The following is a 13,950-nucleotide window of genomic DNA, read 5'->3' on the forward strand; positions in this document are numbered from 1 at the left end:
AAAATGCGATAGCATTTTCGAGGAGTCTCGTGCCTGGAACGAAAATCAATCAGTGTTTGAAATCAACATTATTTTTTAATAAAGCACAAAAATAAAGAAGCCACCTCTATTGAGACAGCTTCTTGGGAATATTAACCTCTTAGGGGACCCAACCATGACATCAGCCAAAGTGTTCTTTACTCTTCCTTTTAGTCATTTGATGATCTAATGGAAGGTTGGACAATTAGCCGATGTGTGTTGTTCCGTTGAAGGAATTAATTCACATGGGATTTAATGGAATTCAAATTCCTTAAAAGAAACAAAATTACCGGTACTACCGATTGACTCATTATCCTTTTATTTGGTTTGGTTTCTTGGCAATGTGACATTTGGATTGGTTGAAGGTTTAGATAATAATATGAATAAAGATTCTTCATTTATTGAATATTACTATCCCCTTACTACTCCTTACCTTTAGGTGAGCTCCTTCATCAAATTACAGGACCAAATAGTTGACTGCTCCTATTTGTTTTAGTTATTGTTTTTTAGATTCTTTCTATTCTTATTACTTTAGGTTTCTTCGCGAAGGAAGCTTCCATCATAATTTTAAGAAAGATCGTATTTGGTTTGAGATTTTTATCTACGTACTTTTTACATAGGTAGACAAACTACTCTTTACTCCCAAATTACAATAACTGGTGTACTTTCATTTGAAAAGAAGAATTTCTCTTTCACTAAAAAGAAAGTTTCGATAGTCTTGCACCTTACCAATTCAATTTACATCGCTCCACCAACCAAACATTGCAAAGGGAAAACCTTTACTACTCGTTCACACACGGAACGAACACGGATGGTTGAGTCTCCTAAGAAGTTAACTTTTTATATCTTCTTTACACTTATAGTATATCACCGAAAATGCACTCCTAAAACACACTGTTGTGACGAATTGGTGAACTTTTCTAAATTACTAGACTATTAAAAATAATCATTTTTAGCCAAACTATTACATTATTAATATTGAACAATACCCACTTTTTGGATAAGATATTAGCATCCAAGGGGGCGATTATTATCATTAGGAAATTAACCAAAAATGACCATTACCAAGTAATTTCTTACTTAAGTGAAGAACCTTCTATTAATTTATTTATCATTGGTGACTTAGAAGTATTTGGATATGATTCCGATTTCCAAGAAATCTGGGCAGAATTCAATCAACAAGGTGACATCATCGCCGTCCTTCTCAGATACTATCAATCCTTTATTCCTTATGCCAAAGGAGAATTTAATGTTGCTGAGTTTGTCTCGATTATTGTCTCTTACCCACAGCCAGTTTTCTTATCCGGGAAAACAGAAATTGTCGAGAAATTCGAATCATTTAAGGAATTACAGCTTGGTAAGAAACAAGAAACCTTATTTGCAGAATGTAAGAGCACAGAATTTCTTGAAGAAACACGTATGGACATAAAAAAGGCCAGCATAGATGAAATTGACCAAATCCTATCCCTTCGTAGAACAATTGACGAATTTCATCTCAGTGATAATGCAGCTGAAATGTTACGAACATCAATGGAAGCCAATACTGCTAGAACCTATTTCACTAAAGAAGATGGACAAATGACTGCTTGTGTATCAACTACTGCTGAAAATTCTATCTCCGCGATGATTGTAGGGGTTTGTACAAGAAAAGAATATCGACGCAAAGGTTTAGCTACAAGTATTATGCAGAAGCTTTTTAAAGATGTATTAAATGAAGGTAAAGTACTTTGCTTATTCTATAATAATCCGGAAGCTGGACGTATTTATAAACGTCTAGGGTTTAGAGATATTGGTAAATGGACAATGTACAGATAACTAAAATTGTTGAACTCTCATTTTTAAAAAATTTGGGAGTTTTTTTGTTATTCTGTTATACCATTAGGGAAGATTAGCATTATGACCAAGTATTGAAAGGATGTCTGCTGATGTTTGATTCCATAAAGAAATATGCTAAACCCTTCGAAACCATTGATGATCTTGATCCTTTAATTGAAGCTATTGGTGACTCAAAGTATGTCCTTCTGGGTGAATCATCACATGGTACTGCAGAATTTTATACAATACGGGCTGAGCTTACTAAAAGATTAATCAATGAAAAGGGCTTCTCCGTTATTGCAGTGGAAGGTGACTGGCCTTCCTGCCAATCCATCAATCGATATATAAAAAACATCGGGTCACCACCAAACAATGTTAGAGAGGCTCTTGGAAGCTTTAATCGCTGGCCAACGTGGATGTGGGCGAACCAAGAAATCATTGATTTATTAGAGTGGTTAAAAATTTTCAATCAACAAACTAATCGAAAGAACAAAGTAGGATTTTATGGATTAGATGTTTATAGTTTATGGGAAAGTATGGACGAAATTATAAAATACTTAGAACGTACCGGTCACACAGGACTTAAACAGGCTAGAAATGCGTTCAATTGCTTTGAACCTTTTAACCGGAATAATGAATCATATGCTGTCTCAGCAGGATATTTATCAGAGGACTGCATGAAAGAAGCCCTTGCACTTCTTTCTGCCATTCAAAAGAACAAGTGGAAATATGATGACGATGAAGAAAGCAGCCTAAATATGGAGGTTAATGCACTCGTTACTGTTAATGCTGAAGAGTATTATCGGACGATGGTTACCAGCGATTCAAAGTCTTGGAACGTGAGAGACATACACATGGTTGAGGCTTTGAATGCAGTAATGAAATTTTATGGTGACGGTGAAAAAGTAATCATCTGGGAACACAATACGCATGTTGGTGATGCTCGGGCAACCGATATGAAAGATGCTGGAATGGTAAATGTTGGTCAGTTAATTAGGGAACAGAATTACCCTGAGGATGTTTACATTGTTGGCTTTGGGACTAACAGCGGCACAGTAATCGCTTCAACGGAATGGGGAGTAGATTTTCGCGTTACAAATGTCCCCTCTGCACAAATTGGAAGCTGGGAAAACCTTATGCATAAAGCTGGTGCATTTAACCAATACCTCATGTTTAACGATGAAAATCGGGGAGAATTCAGTAAAAGAATTGGTCACCGTGCTATCGGTGTTGTTTATCGACCAGAGCATGAGCAATATGGAAACTATGTGCCATCTGTCATGAGCAGTCGCTACGATGGATTTATTTTTGTAGATAATACACACGCTCTACATCCACTAGAAATGGAAAGTTTTATTTATTAAAAATCACATTACATAAATTCTGAGCTAATCCACAAACTACTGCTTGTAATATATTTTTCAAAAAAGAAAGAAGGCCTTACACCATGACAGTCGGAACACAAGTTAAACAAGCATTAGCAGGATTAAAAAGTGCTCAAGCCAGCTTTGAAACCTTTGCATTAGCAACAGATAATCAAAACGCAAAAAAACTCTATCAGGATGCAGCGCAGCAAACTCAATCTGTCCTTGATAGCCTAGAACCAAGACTTCAAGAAATTCTAGCTGAAGAGCCTCAATATAACCAATAAAAACGAAAGGGTTGGCATCCCTGCCAACTCTTTTCGTTATCCGATTAGAAAGGAAGTATAATTATGACCATTGCTGCAAATGTAAAGCAATGCCTTGCGAATATAAAGGGAATTGAAGCACAGTTATCTTCCCTAGCCTTAAATTCTAATGATAAAGGTGCTCAAGAAATCTTCCATAATACCATGGAAACTATAGCTTCTGTTAAAAAAGATTTACAGACACGTGTTTTGGAACTCGAACGACTTGAACCACAATATAATGGTTGAAAATTCTGAGGTGAATGAATATGCCTAGTTGGATTGATATTGTCATTCGTTCTTTTGTCTTCTTAGCTCTTTTATTTTTTATGACCAAGATACTGGGAAAGAAACAAATCTCTGAGCTTTCCTTCTTTGAGTATGTTTCTGGAATTACAATCGGTAGTATTGCTGGTGAAGCGATAGCAGGTCTTGAAAAAAATATGTATCAAGGAATGTTGGCTATCGTTATTTTTAGCCTTGCAACTCTCTTCGCTGACATTTTAGCATTAAAGAGCAAATCTTTCCGAGACTTCATTGAAGGAAGAGGTACTGTATTTATTAAGGATGGGAAGGTACTCGAGGAGAATTTAAAGAAGGAAAAATACTCCATTGATGAATTATCTGCCCTTCTTAGGCAAAAAGATATCTATCGTGTAGCAGATGTTGAATTTGCGGTGCTGGAGCCTCGAGGTACCTTAAGTGCCTTATTGAAAAAAGAAAATCGTCCATTGACACCTAAAGATTTACAAATGCAGGTACCCACTGAAAAAGAACCACAAACAGTAATCATGGACGGAAGCATTTTAAATGAATCATTGAGGTCTGCAGGAAAAAGCAGAGGATGGTTAGAAACAGAATTGGAAAAGCTTGAACTTACCCTGGACAATGTATTTATCGGACAAGTGGATTCATATGGTGAATTAACCGTAGACATCTATGATGACAAAATACAAGTCCCCTCTCCTACTCAGCGTCCTCTTTTATTAGCCTCACTAAAAAAGGCACAGGCTGATTTAGAAATATTTTCTCTTGAAACAGAAGACGAGGCATCAAAAGCTATGTATAAGAAAAATGCAAAACTCGTACAGGAGACAATTGATAAATTAACACCCTATCTTACAAGCTAATAACTCTTGAGCCTAATCAACGAATAGATTAGGCTCTCATTGATTATGCACTTACTTTTTTTCCATCAAGGATATCACCTTTATGCGACACATAGCTGTGCAGCATCATTCCCGCCATTACTAGTATCATTCCCGTCCATGAAATCATGGATGGAAATGCCGCTTTCAGTAACATTAACTCTCCGATTAGGGCAAATAAAACCTCCATCGATTGTGTTGCTTCCACATTTCCTAGTTTCTGCATATTTCCTCTTACGAGATCGGTTGCCTGGAAAAATAAAATGGTTGCAATTACACCCGAGGTAATAGCTACTAGCCCTGATTGAATCGATTGGCCCATACTTGGTGGACCTACCGTAAACAATCCATAAATCGCAAATATAATCCATAATGGCATGCTGGCAAGTGTCATTCCTAATACGCGTTGAAAAACATCGAGCCTTCCCCCACACACATCCATCATTTTTCTATTCCCTAGAGGGTAAGCAAATGACGCGATTATGACAGGCACTACTCCTAATAAAACTTCGATTGGCGTAAGAGAACTTGCTTGCTCCAATTGCATTAAAATAATACCGAGCAAGATAATTAATGACATAGCCATGCCTTTGAAAGGTATTCTGCCTTTCACCTGGATGGGGCCCTTTTTAGTCATAATGGTTTCAAAAAATAGCGGGGCTAATAACGATCCAGAGATAATGGTTATTTGCCAGGTAGAAGCGATTAACCAGCCAGGTGCATAGGCAGCGGAAAAACAAATTGGTCCGTAAAATAGACCGAAGCCTACAAAGCTCCATAGGAGCCAGGAACGCGGATTATTTTTCATCTCCACCAATAAATGCTTAAGATTTTTCCTCCCATAAACAAGAAGCAATAGCGGTGGAATCATAAAGAAATATCGAAGAGAAGCACTCCATATCCAGCTCCCTCCATCTAACTCCATAGAACGGTTGATGATAAACGTAAATGCAAAAAAGAAGGCAGCTAATATGCCTAATAAAATCGGTCGCATTACCTATATTCCCCTTTAAAATTCATTTCCTTCCAATGAAAATCGTTCACTCCAATGGATGCATTTTTTTATTATATCAAATATCTGAATTATTTGTAATTTCTAAAGGGAGCATAAGACGAAAAAATGACGCATAAATTGTTTCGTCGTTCAAAAAACACGAAACTTCTTGAGAACCTATTCGTATAAGTTGAATGGCAACTAAAATTTGGGTGAGTGAGGTTGATAGTATGTTTGGAAAAGTAGCAGCGGATATATTAGGGTTAAGTGATGTTGGTTCTGTCATTAAACCAGAAAATTATGATAAGGTTGATTCCGATGATTATGTTATGCACGAAGATAACGAAAAGATTTACTTCTTAATCAAATCAAAATCAGATGAATATTGCTTCACCAATAATGCCCTTATTCATCTTGATGGAACAAGTGCTACGAGTAAAAAGAGGATGCTTCATCGTTATAGTTACGCTACAAATAAAATATCCGATGTGAAGCTTGAGACTGCTGGCACTGTCGACCTTGATATTGAAATTAAATTTAAAATTGGCTCACAGCCATTTTCGATTGATATCCATAAAAAACACATTGAAGAAGTTAAAGACTTATACAAGGCGCTCATAAAGATATCAGAACTGACTCATGATAATGAAATTTCTCTTCGTTTTGCCAAGGAAAGCCTTGATATTGCCTCCACTACTTTAGGTCGAGTTAATAGTACAGATAACAACTTAGTCGTACAATTCAAAATGCTAAATCAAGCTGCATTCCAATGGTTAGAGGAAAGCAAAAAGCAATATAGTGTAAAAGACTTTGGCTTTGTATTTGAAAAATACATTAATAACTAGGTAAATAAAAGCTGTGTTAAATTGGGCTGTTGATTTGTGCTCCAGGCGGTTCGGGAAGCCTCCTGCAGGACATTGATTTACTTCCTCGAATCTGCCCACGCACGAAGAAAATGCAATTGCATTTTCGAGGAGTCCTCGCGCCTTCCGCACAAATCAACATAGTTCTTAAATCAACAGTTACTTTAACACAGCCAAATAAAAAAAACAGACCCTTTTGGGTCTGTTTTTTCACATGCTATGTGATTAAGCTTTGTTTACGTTAGCTGCTTGAGGTCCACGAGCGCCTTTTTCAACATCAAAAGTTACTGATTGACCTTCTTCTAGAGTTTTAAAGCCTTCGCCTTGGATTGCTGAAAAGTGAACGAATACATCTTCTCCACCTTCGCGCTCGATAAATCCGAAACCTTTTTCTGCATTAAACCATTTTACTTTACCGTTTTCCATATTTGTTGCCTCCTAGTGTGTAATCCACACATTGTATTACTATTCTTGCTCTTTAAAGATCCAGGCGAAAAGCTGTTACTTATTCTTCCCTTTACTACCGAACAAAAATAATTCTACATAATCATACCAGAGAATGAAAAATTAAGCAAGTTCTCGTCCTTGACTCTTCCACTTTTAACTTGAATAAACACCATATAGAATGGTCAAGTTATTAAAAATGCCACTAGGATAATTCCCCTAGTGACACAAATAAGAACTTAAGCCTTCTTTTCTAATTCCCAGTCGTATAAATCTTCAATTTGGCAATTTAATTCCTTGGAAATCGTCATCGCTGTACTTAGGTTCATCACTTTCTTTGACATATAGCCGTTAAGCTGGTCTAAAGGAATGTGTGTGTTCTTTTCCAAACCTTCAAGATTCATGCTGTTTTTTGATAATAGGGCTTTGAGGTTACTCTTTTTCGCTTTATAAGTTGACAAAATGACACCTCACTTTTTAAATAGTGTAACACAATGGAAATTTAAATGAAAGGAATCTCATATCATCCACTGTTTCAACAGGGTTAATGTCACTGAAAAAGCTTCACTAGACAGTAACAGGCGATGAAATAAAAAGTGTGATATAATTAAATTGATGAAAAAAAGGGGTGTTGATTTGAGAAACTCAAATAACAGGTTCAATAGCGGGCAAACTGTGAAACTAAAGGACACTGGCGAAGAAGTTACCATTCTAAAATGGCAATATGTGAAAAATATGAAAAGATATTCTTACATTGTTAAGGAGCATCCCGGTACATTTTTTTTCGAAGAAGAATTTCAAACTCAATAAATGAATGAAAAAAGACCAAATCCATGGGATTGGTCTTCTTTTATATTTGTTACTGTCTAGCTTCAGCGCCAAGGCGCTTCCACTTTTCTTTTTAGAACTCTGCACTACCTGTGGTTCTTGGGAATGGAATGACATCTCTAATGTTTGACATACCTGTAAGGTACATAATTAAGCGTTCAAAGCCTAGACCGTAGCCTGAGTGTTTTGTACCGCCGTATTTCCTTAATTCTAGGTACCACCAATAATCTTCTTCATTCATACCAAGGTCATTAATTTTCCCTGCAAGAATATCCTCGCGCTCTTCACGCTGGCTTCCTCCGATTAATTCCCCGATTCCTGGTACAAGTAAATCAGTTGCCGCAACTGTTCTATTATCTTCATTCAATCTCATATAGAACGCTTTGATTTCCTTCGGATAATCCGTAACAAAAACAGGTTTTTTGAAAACTTTCTCGCATAAATAGCGCTCATGCTCTGTTTGCAAGTCGAGTCCCCATTCGACTGGGTAGGCAAAAGTTTCGCCTGACTCCATTAAAATATTAATTGCTTCCGTATAAGTCACACGTCCAAAACTTGAAGTATGAGCATTGTTAAGGCGATCTAATAAACCTTTTTCAATAAAGCTGTTAAAGAAGTTCATTTCCTCCGGCGCTTGTTCAAGGACATAGCCAATTACATTCTTAACCATATCTTCAGCAAGGTCCATGATATCTGGAAGCTCTGCAAATGCCAATTCCGGTTCAATCATCCAGAACTCGGCTGCGTGTCTCGCAGTATTGGAGTTCTCCGCTCTAAAGGTTGGACCAAATGTATAAACATTGCGGAACGCCAAGGCAAAAGCCTCCGCAGATAATTGGCCGCTAACAGTCAGGTTGGTTTCTTTATTAAAGAAATCCTTTGACAAATCCGTTTTACCTTCTTCATTTTTAGGAGGGTTATCGATATCAAGAGTGGTAACTCGGAACATCTCACCTGCACCCTCTGTGTCACTTCCTGTGATAATTGGTGAATGAACGTATACAAATCCTTTATCTTGGAAGAATTTGTGAATCGCATACGAAGCTAAAGACCTAACACGAAAAACAGCTGAAAAAGTATTGGTGCGGGGTCTTAAATGAGAAATAGTTCTTAAGTATTCAAATGAATGTTTTTTCTTTTGTAAAGGATAATCACTATTTGAAAGTCCTTCAATGGAAATATTTGTTGCTTTGATCTCAAAGGGCTGTTTTGCTTGAGGAGTATGAATGAAATCTCCTGCTACTCTAATTGATGAACTTATTGAGAGCTTTGCAATCTCTTTAAAGTTCTCTAATTGCTCATCAAATACGATTTGAACTCCTTTAAAGAAGCTTCCATCATTCAATTCAATGAAACCAAAGGTTTTTGAATCACGAATCGTGCGAATCCAACCAGATAACTCTACCTTCTGGTCAATGTAACTCTCTGTATTTCTGTACAAATCCTTAATTAAGGCTTGTTTCATTTTTTACAACCTCCAACTCTTATGTAAAAATAAAAATCCTCCCGTCACAAGGGACTAGAAGGTAAGTTTCCACAGTATCATTGTTATATCCCTTCAATATTATATTAAACTCCTGCCAAATAAGCAATATTCAACAAATTTTCCTGTAATCTTTTGGATATTTTTCAGAATATTTGCAGGATTTTTTCAACCTTTAGTCGAATTTATTAAGAAATGTTCGATTCTTGTTAAAAGGAGTGTTGATTGTGGATAAAGTTACTTGTATTGCTTTTCTCCTGTATCATTCTTCTAAGAGTCAAGACATCCGAGAAAAAGCCATTCAATTACTGAATGGCGATGTATCTATTAGAGAATTAAAAAGAAATACTGCTATCCATGCCCATTTAGTAATGGCAGAATCTACATTAAGGAAGAAAACAATAAATAAACTTCAGGTACAGAAGTTTGCCGAGGAATTTTTGTTACTTGAGGTCTAGGCTTCCTTCGGGAAGTTTTTTTCATAAACGAAAATTTCCTTGCCATTTTCACTTAAAGCTGTTTTAATATAAAGAAACCCCAATGAATCCCAAAACTGTTTCGCCTTTACATTTTCTCTGATGACTCCAATGCGAGTCCGTACTAAACCTCTTTTACGTATATCACTTTCATAAAGAGCATATGCCTGTGTACCAAAACCAAATCCTTGGTAATCACCATGAATCATTAGAAGTCCCAGCCACGGGCTTTGGTCTTTTGGATTTTCCATTAAGTAATCCATAACCCCAATATAGGTATCATCCAGCTTGATAAAAACACTTGTAGTGACAGGGTTCAAAAACTCTTCTTCGATTTCTTCAAGTTCCCTTTGGTCACGACCATTTTCAACAACATTATAATATGGATTTGAATTTATAATTTCAAGCGCAATATAAAGCGTTTCTTTTGTTATCTCTTCAAAATGCACTGACATGATTTCCCTCCTGTTCCAAACGATAAAACAATTATAACAATGACCTTAAATGGCTTACAAATTTAAATGAAAAAGGTGATATTATGCTCCAAGTAAATGTAAAAGTAACATATAAAGGAAAAAACTATTTAACAAATGTATTAGCAAACCCAAACACTTCCGAAGAAGAAATTTACCGTCTTGCTTATGAACAGGTTCAAAAGCAATGGCAAGATAACTAAAACAGCGTCCTAACTCTGGACGCTGTTTTTTTGTTCTTTATTCTACATTGTATAATGTTTCCGCTACATCCTTCATTAACGGGCTCATGCCATTTGTTATAAACATATGGAGCCTGTGCATCGCACGAGTGCAGACGGTATAAAATAATTTCCGTTCACTTTCATTTCTATAATGAGAACTGTCATAAAGAATAACGGCATCAAATTCGATTCCTTTTGCTAAATACGACGGTATTACCAAGATGCCTTTTTCATAAGCGATAGTAGCCTTCTCAATTAAATGTAAAGGTAGTTCATCCTTAAGTGCATTATATACGGTTTTACTCTCTGCAGCCGTCCTGCAAATAACCGCTATCGTTCTATGCCCTTCATTAAAAAACTCATTTATTTTATCTAGAATGAACCCATTTAATAGGTGTGGATCAGCTTTTTTTATTGTTGGTTTTTTACCATGTCGATTAAAGGGTTCGATTCTCTCTCCACCGTCAATCAAGGAACTGGTGAAATCTACAATTTCCTTAGTAGAACGATAGGTTTTTGTCAAAATAATCTTCTCGATGTCATCTCCCTTTTCTTCATAATCCGATATAACTGTAGGTGACCCTGTCGCACCTGAGAAGATTGCTTGATTGAAGTCGCCAAGAAGTGTCATTTTACTATAGGGAAAAAGCCTTTCAATTAACGCAAACTGAAACGGTGAATAGTCCTGTGCTTCATCAATGAAAATATGACGTATACCTGTTGTTGATTTTCTGCCTTTCAGTAAATCCTGTAAGTAGACAAAAGGAGTTGCATCCTCATAGGCAATTTTAAAGTTTGCAACCTGTTCAACAGTCTGCAAACATATTTGTTTCCAGTCATCAAAAAGGACTTCTTTATTATCAGCCCCTCTTTTAAATAGCTGACTATACAATCCCTGCATATCGATAAAATTTAATCTTTTTACTCGAGCAAATAATGGTCTAAATTTTTGTTTCACGACTTTTTCAGCAAGAATCTTTTGTTCCAGTTCAAAATCATCAAAACTCTTATCAGTAAAACGCTCTTTATCCTGCAGTTCCTGGTATACCTCTAAATAATCCTCTTTTTCAAGAAATTGAATTTCTTCCTCAACCCAGCTTTTTGAACGTTCCTGTTTGACTCTTCTTTTTAACTCTCTTAATAGCCAATCCTTTACCATTTCCAGTCGATTAGGAATGGTAAAACTATTATCTAACGAATAAAAGTAATCATAGATCGCTTCCTTAGAGAAGACAATCTCGCCTCGGAAAATTAAATCTTTAAAAAGCAGACCTTTTCTAGATAAATCAATTACATACAGATCAATAATTTGTTTAAACGCTAGGCTTGATTTATAGCGGATTCCTTTAACCCTGGCTTGATAATCTGAATGTCCCTCCTTGTTGTTAAGTAAAAATTCCATCTGGTCAAAAGGGTCCTCAACTTGGAATTGATTCCCGATTCGATTATTTAAATATTCCATAAAGGTAGCCTGCTCCATGTTCTCTTCACCCAGTTCAGGGAGTACTGTCGATACGTAGGAGTTAAACAATGGGTTCGGTGAGAACAGCATAATATTCTCAGACTTCAACGTTTCACGATACCGGTAGAGCAAATAGGCAACACGTTGTAGAGCAGCAGATGTTTTACCACTTCCTGCTACCCCTTGAACGATAAGGAGTTTACTTTTCTCATTCCGAATGATTAAATTTTGTTCTCTCTGAATCGTAGCTACAATACTTTTCATTTGTGCATTAGCGTTATTTCCAAGGACCTCTTGAAGCATTTCATCCCCAATGGTTACTCCTGTATCAAACATGGCCTTTATATTGGCAGCTCGAATGATAAATTGTCTTTTTAGATTCATCTCCCCTTCAATCTTACCGTCCATTGTTTGATAAGAAGCTGGGCCCGGGGCAAAATCGTAATAAAGGCTGGAAATAGGTGCTCGCCAATCATAAATTAAAAAATTCTCATCATTCTCATCCATAAGTGAAGCAATTCCGAGATACACATGGTCAACGTTGTTCTCCCCCGTCTCCAAAAAATTAATCCGTCCAAAATAAGGGGAATAACTTAAGCGTTCAAGGATACGGAGCTGTTTATCCATTTGTTTATACGTCCGTTCCCGCTCTGATAACAATTCTGCCTGTTGTTTTATACTGGCTGCCGTTTCGATAACATCATCCGGCTCATCCATATTAACCGTTACATCTTCCCAAAAGGTCTTTCGAAGCTCTAGTACATCCGAACTAACTCCTCCAGTATTTTGCTGGAGTTTTTGCTTTTTCTTATCAATTTCCTTAATTACTGTACTTACTCGTTCCTGCTCCAATTGTAAGTCCCTATTTAAGGTTTCGCTCATTTGACCACTCTCCAGACAAATTTTCTTCCCATATATATTTGACAACCATACCCTTGATGTGCTAATATACTATTAGGGAATTTTTATTCTATATATAATTGTATTTCAAGACCAAAATTAATATTATCACGATTACTTATTGATTTCAATATATATCCTGCGCCCTGAAGGCGTTTTTTTTTATGACTAATCTCGATTACTCACTATTTCAGCTACCTTTTCAACCCCAAAATTCTCTAATTCAACAGTTCTTCTCTTTCCATAAACCCAATCTCTAAATTGTCCATATAGCAATATCATTAATATACGTATAGAAAAATAGTCTACACCATTAAATTTAACCTTTGATAGATTAAATTTTTTAAAAAACTGATCTAACCCAATACTCATTACCAAAACCCTTAGGTTTGCACTCCAATTATTCTCTTTCAAGAAGGATATAGTTGAAAAAAGAGCTAAGGAAATTGCATACAAAGGGACGATAATAAAATGCTCTGTCCATGAATGATACTTTCCAAATCCGAAACGAATCTTACGGGTTGACGCAAAGAGAAATAACAAATTTGCTTCTGTTACCATAATCATTAAGAATAGCGAAATAAAGCGAATGACCGGATTTTTCTTACTTAAAAATAAATTCCACCAATCACTGATGTTAAAGTAGATTGGAATCAAAATTAAGGTGTATCCGGTTTTCCACCAATAATGTTTATATACTTTTAACCTTAAAAATAAGAGTTCCACCAGTGTAAAATATATGCCGCCAAGTAATTTCCATACCCATCCTAATTTCGAAGCAGTTAAGAATAGGGCCGTAAATGGGACAAAAATGGCTTGTGATAATATAGCACCAAAAATATTATCAAAAAAGTCATATTTCATCACTTTTGGTTTATATTTATAAGCTTTAAAAAGATTTAATACAAAAAACTCCAGTAGATAAGCAAAACCGATATTTGACATTAAGAGAGTAAATAAATGCTTTTTATTCCTAGATTTATAAAAAGAAACACCTAGAAGAGTTGTGTGGATAAGGAACAAGATAATAAAAGGTATTTTATTACGTTTGGAATTCTTCATACACATATCCCATTTCATTAAGCAGTATTATTGGTAGTATTTGAATTTCCACCCGTTTCATTCCAACATTTCGTCTATAACATAGTAAAAG

16 protein-coding genes are annotated in these 13,950 nt (G+C 36.1%); 9 read left to right on the top strand and 7 right to left on the bottom strand.

Annotated elements, in window-relative coordinates; translation table 11 throughout:
* The first annotated feature begins 1,050 nt into the window (after positions 1 to 1,050).
* The 5 genes from CHI06_RS24155 to CHI06_RS24175 all read left to right on the top strand — a co-directional run bounded on the left by CHI06_RS24155 (position 1,051) and on the right by CHI06_RS24175 (position 4,632).
* Positions 1,051 to 1,833: a GNAT family N-acetyltransferase gene (locus tag CHI06_RS24155; protein ID WP_095251131.1), complete on the top strand. Its 783-nt coding sequence runs from the start codon at positions 1,051 to 1,053 to the stop codon at positions 1,831 to 1,833.
* A 110-nt stretch (positions 1,834 to 1,943) separates the two neighbouring features.
* On the top strand, positions 1,944 to 3,197 hold the full coding sequence (locus CHI06_RS24160; protein ID WP_095251116.1) for an erythromycin esterase family protein: 1,254 nt from the start codon (positions 1,944 to 1,946) through the stop codon (positions 3,195 to 3,197).
* 83 nt (positions 3,198 to 3,280) lie between these two features.
* Positions 3,281 to 3,484, top strand: a complete 204-nt coding sequence (locus CHI06_RS24165; RefSeq protein ID WP_095251117.1) for a DUF1657 domain-containing protein — start codon at positions 3,281 to 3,283, stop codon at positions 3,482 to 3,484.
* A 63-nt stretch (positions 3,485 to 3,547) separates the two neighbouring features.
* The gene (locus CHI06_RS24170) at positions 3,548 to 3,751 is read left to right on the top strand and encodes a DUF1657 domain-containing protein (RefSeq protein WP_095251118.1); all 204 of its coding nucleotides are present in this window, start codon (positions 3,548 to 3,550) and stop codon (positions 3,749 to 3,751) included.
* A 20-nt stretch (positions 3,752 to 3,771) separates the two neighbouring features.
* Positions 3,772 to 4,632, top strand: a complete 861-nt coding sequence (locus tag CHI06_RS24175; RefSeq protein WP_095251119.1) for a DUF421 domain-containing protein — start codon at positions 3,772 to 3,774, stop codon at positions 4,630 to 4,632.
* Between the two features lie 43 nt (positions 4,633 to 4,675).
* On the opposite strand, the gene CHI06_RS24180 is transcribed toward CHI06_RS24175, so the two are convergent.
* Positions 4,676 to 5,644, bottom strand: coding sequence for a DMT family transporter (locus tag CHI06_RS24180; RefSeq protein WP_095251120.1), 969 nt, complete (start codon positions 5,642 to 5,644; stop codon positions 4,676 to 4,678).
* A 230-nt stretch (positions 5,645 to 5,874) separates the two neighbouring features.
* Between CHI06_RS24180 and CHI06_RS24185 the strand changes: the two genes are divergently transcribed.
* Complete coding sequence (locus CHI06_RS24185) at positions 5,875 to 6,489, top strand: PH domain-containing protein (protein WP_095251121.1); 615 nt, start codon at positions 5,875 to 5,877, stop codon at positions 6,487 to 6,489.
* Positions 6,490 to 6,732: 243 nt separating this feature from the next.
* Here the strand turns inward: CHI06_RS24185 and CHI06_RS24190 are convergent, their stop codons facing one another.
* Together CHI06_RS24190 and CHI06_RS24195 are read right to left on the bottom strand one after the other, a co-directional pair.
* Positions 6,733 to 6,933, bottom strand: a complete 201-nt coding sequence (locus CHI06_RS24190; RefSeq protein ID WP_095251122.1) for a cold-shock protein — start codon at positions 6,931 to 6,933, stop codon at positions 6,733 to 6,735.
* Positions 6,934 to 7,190: 257 nt separating this feature from the next.
* Complete coding sequence (locus tag CHI06_RS24195; RefSeq protein WP_095251123.1) at positions 7,191 to 7,412, bottom strand: helix-turn-helix domain-containing protein; 222 nt, start codon at positions 7,410 to 7,412, stop codon at positions 7,191 to 7,193.
* Between the two features lie 175 nt (positions 7,413 to 7,587).
* Here CHI06_RS24195 and CHI06_RS24200 point away from each other — a divergent pair, with 175 nt between their 5' ends.
* Positions 7,588 to 7,761, top strand: a complete 174-nt coding sequence (locus CHI06_RS24200) for a hypothetical protein (protein WP_193747866.1) — start codon at positions 7,588 to 7,590, stop codon at positions 7,759 to 7,761.
* A 91-nt stretch (positions 7,762 to 7,852) separates the two neighbouring features.
* Here the strand turns inward: CHI06_RS24200 and asnS are convergent, their stop codons facing one another.
* On the bottom strand, positions 7,853 to 9,244 hold the full coding sequence (gene asnS / locus CHI06_RS24205; RefSeq protein WP_095251125.1) for an asparagine--tRNA ligase: 1,392 nt from the start codon (positions 9,242 to 9,244) through the stop codon (positions 7,853 to 7,855).
* Between the two features lie 245 nt (positions 9,245 to 9,489).
* Here asnS and CHI06_RS24210 point away from each other — a divergent pair, with 245 nt between their 5' ends.
* The gene (locus CHI06_RS24210) at positions 9,490 to 9,720 is read left to right on the top strand and encodes a hypothetical protein (protein WP_095251126.1); all 231 of its coding nucleotides are present in this window, start codon (positions 9,490 to 9,492) and stop codon (positions 9,718 to 9,720) included.
* Here the strand turns inward: CHI06_RS24210 and CHI06_RS24215 are convergent.
* On the bottom strand, positions 9,717 to 10,193 hold the full coding sequence (locus CHI06_RS24215) for a GNAT family N-acetyltransferase (RefSeq protein ID WP_257009440.1): 477 nt from the start codon (positions 10,191 to 10,193) through the stop codon (positions 9,717 to 9,719). The two genes, CHI06_RS24210 and CHI06_RS24215, sit on opposite strands and share 4 nt — an antisense overlap.
* A gap of 83 nt (positions 10,194 to 10,276) precedes the next feature.
* Here CHI06_RS24215 and CHI06_RS24220 point away from each other — a divergent pair, with 83 nt between their 5' ends.
* Positions 10,277 to 10,414: a BA3454 family stress response protein gene (locus CHI06_RS24220; RefSeq protein ID WP_095251128.1), complete on the top strand. Its 138-nt coding sequence runs from the start codon at positions 10,277 to 10,279 to the stop codon at positions 10,412 to 10,414.
* Positions 10,415 to 10,451: 37 nt separating this feature from the next.
* Here the strand turns inward: CHI06_RS24220 and helD are convergent, their stop codons facing one another.
* Together helD and CHI06_RS24230 are read right to left on the bottom strand one after the other, a co-directional pair.
* Entirely contained in the window at positions 10,452 to 12,779 is a 2,328-nt protein-coding gene (gene helD, locus CHI06_RS24225) for an RNA polymerase recycling motor HelD (RefSeq protein ID WP_095251129.1), read from the bottom strand.
* A 186-nt stretch (positions 12,780 to 12,965) separates the two neighbouring features.
* Positions 12,966 to 13,859 (bottom strand): hypothetical protein, encoded by an 894-nt coding sequence (locus CHI06_RS24230; RefSeq protein WP_095251130.1) that lies wholly within the window; start codon positions 13,857 to 13,859, stop codon positions 12,966 to 12,968.
* Positions 13,860 to 13,950: the final 91 nt, after the last annotated feature.

It is taken from the genome of Bacillus sp. 7884-1 (assembly GCF_002272245.1).
Classification (GTDB): Bacteria; Bacillota; Bacilli; order Bacillales; family Cytobacillaceae; genus Neobacillus.

What these genes read in the sequence shown, in the direction of transcription:
- CHI06_RS24160 (WP_095251116.1), top strand. Translation starts at nt 1,944, where the DNA reads ATGTTTGATTCCATAAAGAAATATGCTAAACCCTTCGAAACCATTGAT.
- CHI06_RS24165 (WP_095251117.1), top strand. Translation starts at nt 3,281, where the DNA reads ATGACAGTCGGAACACAAGTTAAACAAGCATTAGCAGGATTAAAAAGT.
- CHI06_RS24170 (WP_095251118.1), top strand. Translation starts at nt 3,548, where the DNA reads ATGACCATTGCTGCAAATGTAAAGCAATGCCTTGCGAATATAAAGGGA.
- CHI06_RS24175 (WP_095251119.1), top strand. Translation starts at nt 3,772, where the DNA reads ATGCCTAGTTGGATTGATATTGTCATTCGTTCTTTTGTCTTCTTAGCT.
- CHI06_RS24180 (WP_095251120.1), bottom strand. Translation starts at nt 5,644, where the DNA reads ATGCGACCGATTTTATTAGGCATATTAGCTGCCTTCTTTTTTGCATTT.
- CHI06_RS24185 (WP_095251121.1), top strand. Translation starts at nt 5,875, where the DNA reads ATGTTTGGAAAAGTAGCAGCGGATATATTAGGGTTAAGTGATGTTGGT.
- CHI06_RS24190 (WP_095251122.1), bottom strand. Translation starts at nt 6,933, where the DNA reads ATGGAAAACGGTAAAGTAAAATGGTTTAATGCAGAAAAAGGTTTCGGA.
- asnS (WP_095251125.1), bottom strand. Translation starts at nt 9,244, where the DNA reads ATGAAACAAGCCTTAATTAAGGATTTGTACAGAAATACAGAGAGTTAC.
- CHI06_RS24215 (WP_257009440.1), bottom strand. Translation starts at nt 10,193, where the DNA reads ATGTCAGTGCATTTTGAAGAGATAACAAAAGAAACGCTTTATATTGCG.
- CHI06_RS24220 (WP_095251128.1), top strand. Translation starts at nt 10,277, where the DNA reads ATGCTCCAAGTAAATGTAAAAGTAACATATAAAGGAAAAAACTATTTA.
- helD (WP_095251129.1), bottom strand. Translation starts at nt 12,779, where the DNA reads ATGAGCGAAACCTTAAATAGGGACTTACAATTGGAGCAGGAACGAGTA.
- CHI06_RS24230 (WP_095251130.1), bottom strand. Translation starts at nt 13,859, where the DNA reads ATGAAGAATTCCAAACGTAATAAAATACCTTTTATTATCTTGTTCCTT.